This is a genomic window from Microcoleus sp. Pol12B5 (assembly GCF_036701335.1).
GTDB lineage: Bacteria > Cyanobacteriota > Cyanobacteriia > Cyanobacteriales > Microcoleaceae > Microcoleus.
Window position 1 is genome coordinate 1 of record NZ_JAUBQQ010000020.1, and the last position, 15,959, is coordinate 15,959.

General features: G+C 47.0%; 12 protein-coding genes. 4 read left to right on the forward strand and 8 right to left on the reverse strand.

Annotation, left to right across the window (positions count from 1 at the left end):
- Positions 1-146 precede the first annotated feature (146 nt).
- Positions 147-704, reverse strand: coding sequence for an NUDIX hydrolase (locus QUA24_RS12050; protein ID WP_333229902.1), 558 nt, complete (start codon positions 702-704; stop codon positions 147-149).
- Between the two features lie 90 nt (positions 705-794).
- Here QUA24_RS12050 and QUA24_RS12055 point away from each other — a divergent pair, with 90 nt between their 5' ends.
- Positions 795-2,120, forward strand: coding sequence for an AMIN domain-containing protein (locus tag QUA24_RS12055; RefSeq protein ID WP_333213960.1), 1,326 nt, complete (start codon positions 795-797; stop codon positions 2,118-2,120).
- Positions 2,121-2,294: 174 nt separating this feature from the next.
- On the opposite strand, the gene QUA24_RS12060 is transcribed toward QUA24_RS12055, so the two are convergent.
- Positions 2,295-2,897: a DUF3172 domain-containing protein gene (locus tag QUA24_RS12060; RefSeq protein WP_333213962.1), complete on the reverse strand. Its 603-nt coding sequence runs from the start codon at positions 2,895-2,897 to the stop codon at positions 2,295-2,297.
- Positions 2,898-3,184: 287 nt separating this feature from the next.
- Here QUA24_RS12060 and clpS point away from each other — a divergent pair, with 287 nt between their 5' ends.
- On the forward strand, positions 3,185-3,466 hold the full coding sequence (gene clpS / locus QUA24_RS12065; RefSeq protein ID WP_015178019.1) for an ATP-dependent Clp protease adapter ClpS: 282 nt from the start codon (positions 3,185-3,187) through the stop codon (positions 3,464-3,466).
- Between the two features lie 238 nt (positions 3,467-3,704).
- On the opposite strand, the gene QUA24_RS12070 is transcribed toward clpS, so the two are convergent.
- Together QUA24_RS12070 and QUA24_RS12075 are read right to left on the reverse strand one after the other, a co-directional pair.
- Positions 3,705-4,037, reverse strand: coding sequence for an RNA-binding protein (locus QUA24_RS12070; RefSeq protein ID WP_190743136.1), 333 nt, complete (start codon positions 4,035-4,037; stop codon positions 3,705-3,707).
- Between the two features lie 287 nt (positions 4,038-4,324).
- Complete coding sequence (locus QUA24_RS12075; protein ID WP_333229904.1) at positions 4,325-5,605, reverse strand: hypothetical protein; 1,281 nt, start codon at positions 5,603-5,605, stop codon at positions 4,325-4,327.
- Between the two features lie 409 nt (positions 5,606-6,014).
- Here QUA24_RS12075 and QUA24_RS12080 point away from each other — a divergent pair, with 409 nt between their 5' ends.
- Positions 6,015-7,397, forward strand: coding sequence for a UDP-N-acetylmuramoyl-tripeptide--D-alanyl-D-alanine ligase (locus QUA24_RS12080; protein ID WP_333229906.1), 1,383 nt, complete (start codon positions 6,015-6,017; stop codon positions 7,395-7,397).
- A gap of 123 nt (positions 7,398-7,520) precedes the next feature.
- Here the strand turns inward: QUA24_RS12080 and QUA24_RS12085 are convergent, their stop codons facing one another.
- Complete coding sequence (locus QUA24_RS12085; protein ID WP_333229908.1) at positions 7,521-7,955, reverse strand: hypothetical protein; 435 nt, start codon at positions 7,953-7,955, stop codon at positions 7,521-7,523.
- A 216-nt stretch (positions 7,956-8,171) separates the two neighbouring features.
- Between QUA24_RS12085 and QUA24_RS12090 the strand changes: the two genes are divergently transcribed.
- Positions 8,172-9,290: an HNH endonuclease gene (locus QUA24_RS12090; RefSeq protein ID WP_333229910.1), complete on the forward strand. Its 1,119-nt coding sequence runs from the start codon at positions 8,172-8,174 to the stop codon at positions 9,288-9,290.
- A 278-nt stretch (positions 9,291-9,568) separates the two neighbouring features.
- Here the strand turns inward: QUA24_RS12090 and fusA are convergent, their stop codons facing one another.
- The 3 genes from fusA to QUA24_RS12105 all read right to left on the reverse strand — a co-directional run bounded on the left by fusA (position 9,569) and on the right by QUA24_RS12105 (position 15,835).
- Positions 9,569-11,653, reverse strand: a complete 2,085-nt coding sequence (gene fusA, locus QUA24_RS12095) for an elongation factor G (RefSeq protein ID WP_333229912.1) — start codon at positions 11,651-11,653, stop codon at positions 9,569-9,571.
- 564 nt (positions 11,654-12,217) lie between these two features.
- The gene (recG, locus tag QUA24_RS12100) at positions 12,218-14,731 is read right to left on the reverse strand and encodes an ATP-dependent DNA helicase RecG (protein WP_333229914.1); all 2,514 of its coding nucleotides are present in this window, start codon (positions 14,729-14,731) and stop codon (positions 12,218-12,220) included.
- Between the two features lie 171 nt (positions 14,732-14,902).
- Entirely contained in the window at positions 14,903-15,835 is a 933-nt protein-coding gene (locus QUA24_RS12105) for a hypothetical protein (RefSeq protein WP_333229916.1), read from the reverse strand.
- Positions 15,836-15,959: the final 124 nt, after the last annotated feature.

The window sequence follows — 15,959 nt, forward strand, 5'->3', positions numbered from 1 at the left end:
ACACTGCTGCAAGTTGCTGCGACTGGGGAGGTTTTGGCTCAGGTTTTTGGTGCTGATAATTCTATCACTGCTCTGGACTTTCTCACTCTTTATCCTTGAAAACAAAGCCCATTAAACAGCGTGTAAGGTTCCATTCATACAGCACCTTACCGCTGTTTATTCAAAAAATCTAATCCTAAAAAAATAGCTGCGATGCTTCCTGCTACACAAATTTCTCGGTTTTTTATTTTTAACAAAACTTCAGCAATAGGAACTAAAACTACTTCAATATCTTCTGTAATATCTAATTTTATTTTGCTAGCAAGCTTGACATTTTTAGCGAAGTAGAGGTGGATAGAATTGGTGTCTTTTACGGGGTTATCATATAAGGTTGCTAGTTCCAACAATTCTTCAGCAACATATCCCGTTTCTTCGGCAAGTTCTCTGGCGGCTGCCGATTTCCCGCTCTCTTCAGCAGGATTGAAAGATCCAGCAGGCAGTTCCAGCAAAATTTCGCCTACTCCGTGCCTGTATTGGCGCACTAATAAAAGTTCGTGCTGCTCTGTTGTGGCAAATACAAGGGCGATGTTGGGTCGAACATTAACAAAAAAGTCGTCTATAATTTGTCCGCTTGGCAATTCTATTTCATCTTGTCTAACCTGACACCACTTGTTGTTAAGAACGAAGCGCGATCGCAATAATTTCCATTTAACTAAATTTTTCATATCGCAATAATGCTAAACTTTCAGCGTCATCCGAACTCAAAATTTTCCCATCCATAATCTATTTCAAATCAAAAATTTCACTTAGCCGCCATGCCATACAAAAAATTACTCACCCGATTTGGGGAAGACTTACAAAAATTGACTGTTAATTCTCTACCAGCGGGATTGTTTGCGATCGAGTCACTGGGTCTGAGTCTAGCAGTCGTCGCCGCAGTTGCAGCAGTGCCGACAACACTGGAACCAGCAAATGCTTCTACAGTGACAAGTTGGCAATTCGATCCGGCGACAAATCAGCTAGAAATTACTCTCCCAGAGGGAACAACCCCCACATATTCTCTACTCAACCCGTCTCAGATTGCTGTGGATTTGCCCAATACTGAGATCGGAGTAGATTCAACTCAGCTATACCCGCAAGGCAGAGTGCGTTCTGTGGGGGTGAGTCAACTTCAACCGGGAACGGCGAGAATTCTGGTCAATTTGGCTCCAGGAGTCGGTTTCAGCGCAGGGCAAGTTCAATTCCAAAGAAGCGGGGTAGAAAATCGCTGGGTGTTGCGTCCTTCGATCGAACCGACTCCAATTATGGAAACTTCCGAAACTCAGCCGCAGCCTGCAATACAAGTACCGCAAAACCAGCCGCCGATTGATTCCAGGTCAATTAGTGCCCCAGAGGTCGATCGACCTGAGCCTCCTACTGCCCCGAATCCCGCTACAAATTTTTCGCCGCGGTCAACTTCAAATGACCAAATCCGGCCGCTAAGAGTGCCTTTAGTCAATGTTCGCCTTGACGAACGCCGTGGGGTAAAAGCTGCTGCTGTACCCCGCCTAGATCCTCAACAAACGGCTGCTGCACCCCAACAGCGGACGCTTACCTTTGGTGAACCGCTTCCTCGCGCACGATCGAATGCTCCTTTGCAGGCTGCGACTGGGGCGAATGTCTTGTTGCCGGCGGGCACGGAGCTCAGTTTGCTATACCTCGGCGATCGGGCTTTGCGACTGCAAGCGAAGCCCAGCCGAAAGGAAGTGCTGCTCCTGCAAGGGGGAATTCTCGACGGTCTCGGTAATACGATCGTACCTGCTAATACGCCGGTCATCGGTCGGTTTGAAACAACGAACCTCGGCAGTCAATTTGTGGTCGAAGGTATTAGTCTCAACGGCCGCAATATCCCTCTCTTGGCTCGCTCCGAACCCGTGGGCGGCCGCCGGCAACAGCCGACCGATCGCAGTTTGTTGCGAAATACTGGTATTGGTGGCTTAGCTTTGTTCTTGCTGAGCGGCTTTTCTGGTATCGGTTTGTTGGCGGGAGCAGCCGGTGGTGTTGCTACAACTTACGTCGCTGCTCCACAACCTGCTACGATTCAACCCGGCCAAATTTTGCAAGTTCAGTTAACGGAAGATTTCCCCCAGTTTGATTTTTGAAGGAAGAAGGAAGAAGGAAGAAGAAGGAAGACTTTCTTCTTCCCTCGAATCTCTTAGTTCAATATTTTCTTAGAGCAGTTTTCCATCCTATGAAACAAAATAAGGACTTAGGCAAAGCCTAAGTCCTACCGCATATCTGTAATTGACTCAACTGAAAACCGCTATATCGGCGATTTAGAAATTTTGACCTTCACTGGTTGGAGCTATCGATCCCGGTTGATTGAGGAACAGGTTTTTAGCGCCGTCGTTTTGATAGATACAGTTAATTTCCGGTTGAGCTTCCAGGGGGCCGGTGAAGCCAAAGGTGTTCATGCGATTTTTGCAATCGCGCACTTGGTCTTGGCTGATGAGTTTTCTTTGTTCTAGAATTGCCCAGTTATTGGTTCGCAGGACGCATCCGGGGCGCATACTCGGCTGCGAGATGTAGACGTTGAAAGGGTTGAGGGTGACGTAGAGGCGCATATCTGTCACCATCGCGCTTGCTCCAAACTGCACGCAAAGTTCTGGGTTCGGGGCGCTGCGATCGATAAATTCGCGGGAGGCTACGTTCTCTGGGCTAATTGTAGCGGTGGAGCTAAAGGCAATGCCAATGCCAATTCCCAGAATAAAGACGGCTGTTAAAATCCCTAATGTGGCGGAATTGAGGAAAGAGGGTTTGCCGGACTGAGGTTGACGCCGCGACTGTCCGCCAAAGGAGCCGGAGTAATCGGAGTCTTCATCTCCTCGGGATGGGTCGCCGCTGAATCTGTCGTTGTAGGATTTAGGTTTGCGTTTCATATAAGGTTCCGTCAGTTCTGGAGACTCAACAGGTAGTAGTTTGTTATTTTTAACCGATCGCGCCTTTCTAATATTATGGCGCTAGGAATGTGGTTGCGGAGGGCCCAGGACACGCCCTGTGGGTTTGGTGTTGGGTTCACAGCTCGCGATCGACCCAGGGGCTGCCTTGTCTGAATTTTCAGATTTCAATAAAATAGCTGAAAGTGAGATAGTCTTGCACAGCGGAGGAATCCGGCTCAAGATTGTTGACAAATTTTAACATTTTACAAGTCAGGAGGTATAGATTAGTGTCTGTCGAAATTATTCAAAAGCCTTCCACAGTCCGCAAGCTTGCACCGCGCTACCGCGTTCTGCTGCACAATGATGATTTCAATCCTATGGAGTACGTGGTGCAGACTTTGATGGCGACGGTACCGAGTCTGACTCAGCCACAGGCGGTAAATGTGATGATGGAAGCCCATACTAACGGGATGGGATTGGTGATTGTTTGCGCTCTCGAACACGCTGAGTTTTACGCTGAAACGCTCAATAATCACGGGTTGAGTAGCAGCATTGAACCTGACGATTAGAACCTGACGGTACTGCAACGGATTCGCGTAGCCGGTTTCAGACTCATACCGTCCTCATACCGTCAACCCTCATACCAAAAAGCCAAGGGTTAGGCCCTTGGCTTTTTGGTATATTTAATCCGGTAGATATGGAAATTTGAAGAGGATAGGTTTTTCGGAACGGCCGGAAGTGGTTCGGAGCTAGGTGAGCTCTCGCGCCAATTTCAACTCTTCAATCTCAAATCTTTATCAGAGGAAATTAATAACGTCCTCCGCCGCCGCCCCCTCCGCGAGCAAATTTTCCAGGGCCACCGCCGCCCCGGTTGCCGCCGCCCCGGCCACCTTCATCTTCGCGGGGCTTGGCTTTGTTAACTTTGAGGTCGCGACCCATCCACTCTGCTCCGTCGAGAGCAGCAATCGCTGCATCTTCTTCTGCATCTGTGGACATTTCTACAAAACCGAAGCCGCGGGGGCGACTGGTTTCTCTGTCGGTAGGTAGATGTACCCGCTTAACAGTTCCGTATTCGGCGAAGACGGTGGTGATGTCTTCTTGGGTAACTTGGTAGGATAAGTTACCGACGTATATCGACATGAGGAATAACTCCAAAATTTAGACAGTGCGAAGATTTCAGTTTCGGAGAGTCCCCTGCCGATACAGAAGGGCAAGTTTTTAGACAATTCTGTAGCAATGAACAAAGCCTGCAACTGAATCTGATTCACACTTGGTACTTTAACATAGAATAATGTCTTTTGAGTAGGTTTCAGGAGTTAATTAAGTTGTTCTAATCAAAGGTAAAACTTTTAGGGTATTCAGAAACCTGGTCGATCGGCGTGATGTTTTGCCTGCATTGGAAGCAGAGAAAGTTATGCCGCGCCCTCTCACCGCAGGAAAGATACATCCACCTTGCCAAAGTTGGTACTCAAAGCTAGGTTTACGTTTTCTAGGGCTTTGACTAACCACACCACGCCTTCTCGGGTACTGCATTCGTAATGACCGAACAAAATTGCCAGTCGCTTTTCTAGGTAGGGCTTGACTTTGCCGCAAATTAGTACGATTTTCAGCAGCAAACCTGTGGTTTGGGTCGGCCCGAGGTTTGAGATCAGGTCGATGAAGACAAAGTGGTTGGGCCGCACAGGACTCTCTACTACTAAAAAGTTCAATAACTGGCTGCAAGTTCTGATCATTAAAAATTCGTTAAAATTCTGATCATCGCTGTGGGGCAGGGTATTTTGTAGTTGCTTATACAATTTTTCGTTAAACAGACGTTTGCCGTAGCGATCGTCGGTGACAGAAGAAATCAGGTATTCGTACAAGTCGTCTTTAAAGGATCGGTAGGACTGATAGGTGCTGGCGTTCGCCGTGAAACGGCCCGCTAGCTGTCTGTAGGTATCGGCTCCTTCTACTTTTCCGACAAATTGCTTGAGGGCAAAGAATAGTTCCGGGTCGGTCAATAGGGTAGGATTTTTTATAGGCTGTATATTTCTGCCGAAGGAAAGGGAGGTTTCCCGACGCGCTATGTGAGCCTTTCTCACTTGGTGGGCGACATATTGTGAGAGGTTGATCTCAAATTGCTGCTGCTTTTGAGCTTGGATTTTTTTAATGATCTTTTGCTGTTCGTAGGTGCTGTCGTCGCTGAGGAGGCAGTGTTTGTAGAGGTAAGGGTAACGGGGAATTAAGGTTCCGAGAGCTAGGGTAGCAGGGGTTTTGCTGTTGCTGCTATCTTCATTGCTGTGAGTTATGACTTTGGCTAAACGTTGGAGGGTGAGGTACTGTTCGCTTTCGGTAAATTGATTGACTAATTGGGGGATGGAGCCTCGCCCCCGCGATCGATTGTATCCAAATAATATTTTGGGCGCTTCTTCAAACACAGCGATCAATTCAGGGATGGCGGCTTGCTTGCTGGGGTATGTTTGCCAGCGGTTGATCAGGATGTGGCAGCAGCGGTTGAGGATGTATTTGAATTCTTGTTCGGCGTGTTCTGAGCGTGCTATTTTATCGAGTGCGTCGGCGATCGAGCGATCGGGATATCCGGTACCCTGGATAAACAATGCGCGAAAGCGGCTGATGAGTTCGGCCGGCTGCTCTCGTTGTACCAACTCCAGCCAATGCTTGTAAAGTAGCTGTTCTTCTTCGTGGCTTTGTCTGTTGTAGTCGTTCACTGTGGATTAACCCTCCGAGGCTGGGGCAGGAGCTTTCAGCGCTATTAGCTTGATGAATTGGCAAATGAATCGCAATAATTGAGTCAACCAAGCTTCTCGCCGGCTGAGACTTATGGGTAGAAGCTGTCAGCAGCTTAAGCCGGTCGATATTTTTTGCTTAGTTAAACTATTTATCAACACCAGCATGACATGAATTGTTGGTAATTAGCAAGGCCTTAAATCACCATCGACTGTGTAAAGTATTGGTAAAGATTGTGGGTGGGTACGCAATAATTTCTTAGTGGGCAGACGATTTAGTATTAGGATGATCAAGGTCAATCCTGATCCGCAGCCCGCTGTTAGTTAAATTTGAGGTTGGGCGGGGTAGAATTAGCTGTGAAAATAATTATTTGAAATGTGAGTGCTGGTTATGGTTTGTCGTGTAAGTATCGCCCAACTATCTAAAATTTTAAGTGTACCTTTGCCTGCTGTGTCTGAGGGCGTTTTGACAGCTTTAGGGACAGGTATTGCCACAGATACGCGCACTCTTGAGGGGGGCGAAGTATTTTTGGCACTGCGGGGAGATAATTTTGACGGGCATCAATTTGTGGCAAAAGCCAGGGATTTGGGGGCGATTGCGGCGATAGTCGATCGAGATTGGCAAGAGGCATTGCCTAATTTTCCGCTGTTGCGCGTTGATGATACTTTAAAAGCTTATCAGTCGATCGCCCGCTGGTGGCGTGACCAATTCAGTATACCTATAGTTGCTGTTACTGGGTCTGTAGGTAAAACTACTGTTAAAGAGTTAATTGCGGCGCTTTTGTCAACGACGGGAAATGTTCTTAAAACTCTATATAACTACAACAATGAAATTGGCGTACCAAAAACTCTGTTGGAGCTTTCACCGACCCACAATTATGCTGTAATTGAAATGGGGATGCGCGGGAGTGGCGAAATTGCGCTACTGTCGCAAATTGCGCGTCCTACTGTGGCGGTAATTACTAATGTAGGAACGGCACATATCGGGCGATTAGGATCGGAAGAGGCGATTTCTCAAGCTAAGTGCGAACTGTTAGCCGAAATGCCTGGGGATAGCATTGCTATTCTCAATCACGATTGTGACAGATTAATCGCAACTGCGGCCAAAGTTTGGCAGGGAAAAACTTTAAGTTACGGTTTAGAAGAAGGCGATTTGTGCGGAGAATTGCTCAACCATGATACAATGTTAGTAGAAGGTATAGAATTGCCACTGCCGCTGCCGGGACGACACAATGCTCTAAATTATTTGGCGGCTTTGGCGGTAGGAAAAGTTTTAGGTATTGATTGGGAAGCTTTAAAGCAAGGTTTGTCTGTGCAGTTACCGGATGGACGGGCACGCCGCTACGATTTGCCGCAGGATATTGTGATTCTGGATGAGACTTACAATGCTGGTTTAGAGTCGATGTTGGCGGCCCTGAGACTGTTAGCAGATACTCCTGGAAGGCGCCGGATTGCGGTGTTGGGAACGATGAAGGAATTGGGCGATAGGGCGATCGAGTTTCACCGACAAGTGGGAAGGGCGGCGCGAGAGTTGCAGCTTGACGCTTTGTTTGTTTTTGCTGATTTTGAGGAAGCGGCGGCGATGGCCGCGGGCGCTGCGGGTTTGCATTTTGTGGAGATAGGAGATATTACAGCCAAGGATGGGCGGGAAGATTTAGCAAAGCGGTTGTTGGGATTTGTCGAAAATGGCGATCGGATTTTATTTAAAGCTTCTCATTCAGTTGAGTTGAATCGAGTTGTGGAGAAGTTTAGGGCAGATTTTGCGGGGGAGTAATAGAAAAGAAATTTTGGGGATTTGCAATTATCCGATCCCTTCTAGTCGATGGTCGCCTCAAACTCACGTTTCGATCGCTGATGCGTAGGGTAAGATGCCCATCCGCACCTAAGTCCCGATGGCTCAATATCCCGATCGCTCTAACGGCTCGATTTCGATATCGGGCTCGATCTCAATTATTGAAATTTTGGCATTTTCAACTACTGTATTTCCCATCATTGTATTGTGCATTGCCTCAAACTTAGATTCATCTTTAGCAATTCGTTCGTAGTGCAAAATTACGTGATAACGCTTTTCAATCGGCTCTCCCGAATCCGAAATTTCCACCGCATCCCAATCTATATTTTGAGAGTCTTCGGCTTGCTGGCGGTAGCGAGAGGCTAAATTTTCTAAGGCGATCGCGATCGCGTGTTCTTTCGTTTGTCCGTAAAAATTCATGGTATCATTGGGGCGATCGCTCAGAGATGACGAAATCTGACAAAGATACTGCCCGTTTGATTGAGCGGAAACGTCGATCGCAATTGTACCAGCAGTGCGATCGGGATTTATTTGAGTCATAAGCTGTTCGGCATTTAAAAGACAATAGTAGGGTGCGTCAGTCCATAAGCGTTTCCCTTGTCCAGTAAATATTCTAACTGACGCACCCTACAAGGCTGAAACTCACCACAGCACAGGTTTTAGGAGCAGGGGAAGCATGACCTATTTCAGGATATGTCGAAAAAAAGCTAAAATATCGATTAGTTTTCGTTGGACTTGTCATGTCGGAGAGCAAATATGAGTTCAGTTGAGGAAACCGAAATGTCAGAAATCGTTGACTTGCCACTCATAGGGTCTGCTGAACAATATCTCTTCTCAGTCGAAGACAATCGAGAGCGTGCTGATAAGCTAAAAGAATTACTTAGCCCTAAGCTTAAAATAATCATTAAACAAGCTTGTGACCTAATTCACCAAGTTTATGGCACAGATGTACTATCAGATTATCGGATATTGACTACACCAGCTCATCGCCTTGAAGCCAAAAAAACCCAGCCCTACAAAATAGCAAGCGCTGGCTTGACTATAAAAGGAAAAGGTTGGTATTTTCAACAGAGATTAGAGTGTACTTCTTATAGTTTAGTTGTGAAATTTTTTGGATTAAGAGGGCTAGAAAGCAATCCGATTGTTCACGTTCTGAAAAACCATTTAGAAGATGTTACTAGGATTTTGAAGCATGGTAGATATATTATTTCCTCTAATAATATTGCACCGGAAAAATATGGTAAGTTTGAGTATGAGGAGTTCATTAACAGACTGCAATTAATTCATGAAGTAGGTTGGAATGGTACTTGTATTCAGAGTCCATCCCTAGTTCTTCCTATTAAAGACCTAGATGCAGCTCAGCCAGTGATTAATAACTTTGTCGAAATCTTTGCTATCTTTCGTGCTGCATCAAATGTGTTTCTTGGTAAGGAAGACCGTTTTGAGGACTACCTAAAATGTTTGAGGGATTGGCAAAATCCGCTTCAGGTTCAGGAATCTGTAACTACTAGATTGTTTCCTGATGAAGTAGATGCAGTACAAACATTTCGTGAGGGGGCAGTAAGGCAAGTTTCAGTCAATGCCTATGAACGAGAGCCTAAAGCTCGGCAAAAATGTATTGATTATTACGGTTCAAGTTGCTATATTTGTGATTTCGATTTTGGCAAAACTTTTGGACAACCAGGAAAAGGTTTCATTCATGTTCATCATCTAAGACCCCTTTCAGAAATTGCAGAAGAGTATGAAATTGATCCTATAAAAGATTTGCGTCCTGTTTGCCCAAATTGTCACGCTATGATTCATCGTAGTTCACCACCATTAAGTCTTGAAGAAATCCAGATGTTGTTGAAGTCAGCTCGTGATTCAACTATCTAATATGTTTTGTTGACTTATTCTAACCCAATACGGTTCAGTTAAAACTGTTTATTCCCCGGAGATCCCCCTAAATCCCCCTTAAGAAGGGGAGTAGGGGTTGACTTTGAGTAAGTTCTTGTCCCCCCCTTCTTAAGGGGGGCTAGGGGGGATCGGGCTTAACTGAACCGTATTGTATTCTAACCGATAGTTTACAAAAATTAGATCCCCGATTTCTTCAAAAAGCGGGGATCTAATTTTTCTGTTTGACTCCAGATAGCATCTACCAGGAGTCAAATACATTACTTCGCAGCTTGACGTTCTTTTGCCGCCTTAATCACTTCTTCAGCGATGTTATTCGGACAAGGAGCATAGTGCGAGAAGGACATTGAGAACTGTCCGCGCCCAGAGGTCATAGTACGCAAATCGCTAATGTAACCAAACATTTCGCTCAACGGCACATCGGCCTTGATCCGTGCTCCTGTTTGGCTTGTTTCTTGAGATTTCATCATCCCCCGGCGGCGGTTGAGGTCGCCGATCACGTCGCCCATGTAATCATCTGGAGTGAATACATCGACATTCATAATCGGTTCGAGCAACTGAGGCCCGGCTTTCGGCAGAGACTGACGATAGGCCGCTTTGGCAGCAATTTCAAAAGCCATTGCTGACGAGTCAACGGGGTGGAAACCGCCTTCTAGAAGCGTGAATTTCAAGTCTAGGCAAGGGAATCCAGCCAAGACGCCTTTGTCGATGCAGCTTTCAAAGCCTTTTTCGACTGCTGGCCAATATTCTCTCGGTACACTACCACCAGTCACTTTTGACTCAAATATGAAGCCACTTCCAGGCTCACCAGGCTCGATCACGTAGCCGATTTTGGCGAATTGACCGGAACCACCTGATTGCTTTTTGTGGGTGTAATCGTCTTCGAGGCGCTTGGTAATCGACTCGCGGTAGGCTACCTGCGGTTCGCCGACTTCTACTTCGATGCCGTGGGTGCGCTTGAGAATGTCTACTTTGATGTCGAGGTGTAACTCGCCCATCCCTTTGAGAATCATTTCGCCGCTTTCTTGATCCGTCACCATGTGGAAGGATGGGTCTTCTTGCACCATCTTGGTGAGGGCTGCTCCCATTTTTTCTTCGCCGCCTTTTTGTTTCGGTTTGACCGAAATCGAAATAACGGGATCGGGGAATACCATCGGCTCTAGGGTTGCGGGATTTTTGGGGTCGCAAATGGTGTGTCCGGTGCGGACGTTTTTCATGCCGACGATCGCCACAATGTCCCCGGCTTGGGCCGATTCAATTTCTTCGCGAGAGTTGGCGTGCATTTCCACCAAACGGCTGATGCGCTCGGTTTTGCCTGTGGCGGTGTTGAGTACGGTGTCGCCCTTGGACAGAGTACCGGAGTACAAGCGTGTGAAGGTTAGAGCGCCGTAGCGATCGTCCATGATCTTAAACGCGAGTGCCCGCAATGGCCGGTTGGGATCGACGATCGCAAACTCGCCGGTTTCCTCGCCATCGAGATCGACTTCTGGCTGCGGTGTGACTTCCATCGGGTTTGGCAGGTAGTCAACTACGGCATCTAGAACCAACTGCACGCCTTTGTTTTTAAACGATGAGCCGCAGTATGTGGGGAAAAATGCCCGATCGCGAGTACCTTTGCGAATACAGCGCTTGAGGTCGTCGATGCTCGGTTCATTGCCTTCGAGATATTGTTCCATCAGAGTGTCGTCTTGCTCGACGGCCAGTTCGATCAACTGTTCGCGCCAAGTTTCGACATCATCGACCATATCGGCGGGGACATCTTTAATTTGATAGTTCATGGGATCGCCGGAATCATCCCAGATCCAGGCTTTGCGGGTCAGCAAATCGACTACGCCGCAAAACTTTTCTTCTATACCGATCGGCAATACCATTACCATCGGTTTAGCGCCAAGGATTTTATCAACTTGCTTGACAACGCGGTAAAAATCTGCACCGGTGCGATCGAGCTTGTTGATGTAGATGACGCGAGCGACTTTGGAATCGTTAGCGTAGCGCCAGTTGGTTTCAGATTGCGGTTCAACTCCACCCGAACCGCAGAACACACCAATGCCACCATCAAGAACCTTCAAAGAACGGTAAACCTCGATCGTAAAATCGACGTGTCCCGGAGTATCAATGATGTTGAGCTGATGATCGTTCCAGAAGCAGGTGGTAGCAGCGGACTGAATCGTAATACCGCGCTCTTGCTCCTGTTCCATGAAGTCAGTAGTCGCCGCGCCTTCGTGAACTTCACCAATTTTGTGGATTTTGCCTGTCAGTTTCAGGATTCTTTCTGTTGTGGTGGTCTTGCCAGCATCTACGTGGGCGAAGATGCCAATATTTCGATAACGAGTGAGATCTTTCATAATTACTGTTGAGATTAAATTCGACGAACCGTCGGCGACCACCTGCAAGCGTAACCAGCGAGGAATCAATGTTGCCTTAGGCGCCAGTACAGGCTAGATTTCCTTTCCCCTGTTTCTGGCAGAACTATCTTAATTTTGACACTTTCCCGTCATTCCTGCGAAGGATTTTTGGTTTAATCAGTACGGGAATCCTTACAATTCATAAAAATACCCTAGACCAAGGGAAAAATTTTCTGTGAAAGTTAGGTTGGGTTCAGAAAGTAGGTTGGGTTGAGGCAGGCGTACCCAACAAATTCGTGTTTTTGACGCTTCGCTCAACTTGATATTTTGCACCATTGTCAGCAAAACGGTATAAAGCGGGTTTTCCTGACAAAAAACCTAATATTTTACGTGACTTTGTGGCAAGAAACCCGGTTTCTGACATTAAATAGGTAGGTGCAAATAAATCAGCCTACGGGGAGAGGGTGCGTGAGTGCAGCAATAAACAGCCGGCTTTGATAAATATTCGCTTAACCGGCCACTACAAAATATTATTAAAAACCTCGTTGCTGCGTCCAAAACTATCTAAGTCAAAATCGACCCACTCATCATCCGCTGATATCTCCGCTCCAATTCATCCCGCACCACCGGCCACTGATTCAAACTTTCATCATTCTCAATTACCATTTGAGCCGCCGCCCTCGCCAACTCCAAAACCTCCTGATCCTCCACCAAACTCGCCAAAGCAAAATCCGGCAAACCCGACTGCCGAGTTCCCAAAACCTGGCCCGGCCCGCGCAATCTCATGTCCATTTCTGCAATAAAAAAGCCATCTTGAGATTGTTCTAAAACCTTCATTCTCTGCATAGCTTCCGCCGTTTTGGAACCGGGCATTAACAAACAATAAGAACGGTTGCTGCCCCGACCAACTCGACCCCGCAACTGGTGCAGTTGCGACAGTCCAAAACGCTCAGAATTTTCAATCAGCATTACCGTGGCATTCGGCACGTCTACTCCCACCTCGACCACAGTAGTAGATACTAAAATATCCGTTTCTTTGTCTCGAAACTTAGTAATTGCGTCATCTTTGTCGGCACTGCTCATTCTCCCGTGCAGCAAACCCACCTTAAACTCAGGAAATACACTTTTTTCAAGTTTCTCTTTTTCCTCAATTGCCGATCGCACGTCCAACTTTTCCGACTCCTCCACCAGCGGCAGCACCACATAAACTTGACGCCCGCTCGCCACTTCCCGCCGAATCAAATCGTAAGCTTGAATGCGTTCTTTGGCAGACAGTACAGTGGTTTGAATCGCCTGCCTACCGGGGGGAAGTTCATCAATTTGACTCACATCTAAATCCCCGTGCAGCGTCAGCGCCAGCGTCCGGGGAATGGGAGTTGCCGTCATCGTCAAAACGTGGGGAGCTTCGCCTTTTTGCTGCAATTTAGCGCGCTGGTGCACACCGAATCTGTGCTGTTCATCAATTACCGCCAAACCCAATTTATGGAAATTCACGGTATCTTGAATCAGCGCGTGAGTTCCCACTAAAACAGGTAATTCTCCGGTTTCTAATTGGTTGTGAATTTCGCGGCGCTTTGCTACTTTTGTGGAACCAGTTAATAGTTCAACAGACAAGTGCATCAAGTTAAACCAACCTACCAATTTGCGGTAGTGCTGTTCTGCTAAAACTTCAGTCGGCGCCATTAAAGCCGCTTGATAACCGGATTGAATAGCTGCTAGCATTGCGACGACGGCTACTACAGTTTTGCCGGCACCGACATCGCCTTGCACTAATCTGTTCATCGGTTGCGACGAAGCTAAATCGTTGAGGATGTCGTTAATTACTCTTTCCTGAGCATTAGTCAAGGCAAAAGGCAAGATTTCATAAAAATGTTCGATCAATTTGCCAGTAGGAAGGATGACTGCACTAGCTTGAGCTTTCCTTTGGGTTTGGCGGCGCTTTAAAAGTCCTAATTGCAGGTAGAAAAATTCGTCAAAGACTAAGCGGCGGCGGGCGGCGGCCAAACAATCTCGATCGAGCGGAAAGTGAATATTAGTCACGGCATCGGCTAAACCCATTAAACCGTAACGCTCGCGCAAATCTTCCGGTAGCGATTCTGGCAACATTTTTGCCGCCGGCATTGCAGCCAAAATCGATCGCCTCACCGAACCAGCATCCACCCCCTCCGTCAGCGGATAAACTGGTATCAGGCGGCCGACTTTCATTGATTCGATCGCACCGCCGGAGTCGTCTAATACTTCTAACTCAGGATTTTCTAAAGTAATTCCATATTTACCCTGCTTCACCAACCCCGAAGCTGCCAGCACCGCACCTGTACAATACTCGCGCTTTTTGAATTCTTGCCAGCCGCGATTACTGTAGCGAGGGCCTGCAAAAAAACGACTAATTTTTATCTCTCCGGTGCGGTCTTTTAAAATTACTTCTAATATTGTTAACTTCTTATTTTTGGGACTAGAAAAGCAATTGCAGCGCTTTACTTCTGCGATTAAAGTGACAGTTTCCCCGGCTATTAGCTCGCGAATTTGTACTTGCTTTGCATAGTCGATGTGGTTGCGCGGATAGTAGTAAAGCAAATCATATACAGTGTATAAACCCAGTTTGGCCAAGCGGTTGCCGTTGGCGGGGCCGATGCCTGTGACGCGGGTTAACTGTTGGTCGAGAGTCAGGCTTGGCGGTGGGGGTGCTGTACTCAGGGGTACTGTTCGGGGAACGGAAAGTGCTGGGGCGGTTGGTTCAGAAGCGTTAGCGTTTGCGGGTCTGACTTGTGCTACTTGTTCTGGCTGGTGGCGAGTTTCTTGTTCCCAAACTTGCTCCATTTGCCTGAGAAAACTGACCGTAATGGCGATCGAATGTTGGCGCTGTTCGAGATCTTTCTGAGGGTAGATGTCAAATTCAGCGGCTAGTTGTCTAGCTCGATCGCGCGAAGAAGCCGCCACAGAAGCTGCCAACTGTCTCAAACTCAGGCCCAGAAACTCGCTGAAGCGGTATTGACTGCCTTGGATGTCGTTAAATCCGCGATCGGCTTCTACTGAAAGAGCTTTTTGCAATCGCTGCCATTCTGGTTGATTATTAGTCATCAGTCATTAGTTATTAGTCATTAGTTATTAGTCATTAGTCATTCGTCATTAGTCATTAGTCATTAGTTATTAATCATAGCTCAAGAATTCCCGACAATTACCTACTGAAAATTACCTACTGTCAACTGCCAACTGACAACTAACAACTAACAACTGTCAACTGACAACTGACTAATCTTCAAACCAACTTGATCGCCAAGCCGACTCAGCCTCCACCACAGCGAGTTCCCGCTGCTTTTTCTGATAATCGCGGCCCAGGGAGTTCAACTTTACAGAGAGGTTACGAATTTGCTGGCGCCAAGCCGAGGTTCCCGCATCGGCAAACTCTATTTCCGATAGCCGCAGTTTAATCGCTGTAATGTGCAGCGCCCTACTACCAAAGGTTGCTGCCGCCAATTTTCGCGACGCTGATGAGGCATCGGTTTCAATGATTAAGTTTAATAAGTTAGGCGGCCCGGCAACACTATCGCCGGAGGATTCAGCTTGAGAAGCAGCTTCTAGAACCGGTTCTGGCAATTGACTCGGCAAGATTCCCGACTGTTGCAGCAAGCGGTTGGTGTCGCGAGAAAGCAGCTTGAGTATATGGACGATCGACTTTTCAATACTATTTTGCCAGCGTGCCAAACTTTCTGGGGAATTGGCACTTGGCAATTGATAATTGGCCAATGAAAATAGATAGTTAATGGCCGAAACTTGGTTTTTTTCCTTTTCGTCTTCTTCCTTGTCGTCAGCTTCGTCTTCCTCTTCTTCGTCTTCTTCTTCATCGAAGTCGTCTTCGTCTTCTTCTTCCTCTTCCTCTTCCTCTATTTCTTCATCTGCTACTGATTCAGTCACCAGCGATCGCAATTTTTCCTCCGAGGCCGCAGCCAAAGCCTTTACAGACTGCTGCATTTTTTGTCGCCCCTCGAAGGACAACTTGAGAAACGACTCCGGTACTGCTTGAGTGCAAAGGTGATAGCAAGCCAAAATTAACTGCTGTCGCACCGCTTGTCCCAACGCAGTTAAATAACCTTCGTAGGTACTGCGAAACTCCAAATTCAAGGCTGCTAAAGCCTCTTCGAGTCCTGCCAAATCTTGCTCTATTCTCTCTTTTGGTCGCACCATATGTCTCGTATAAAATTAAAATAAGCTAATCCACTTTTAAATTCCATGGTCAAATAAATTTTCACTTTTGTGACGTGGGCAGCAGATCCCGCCCTCAACAAAAAATTTAAATGCACAACAGCTT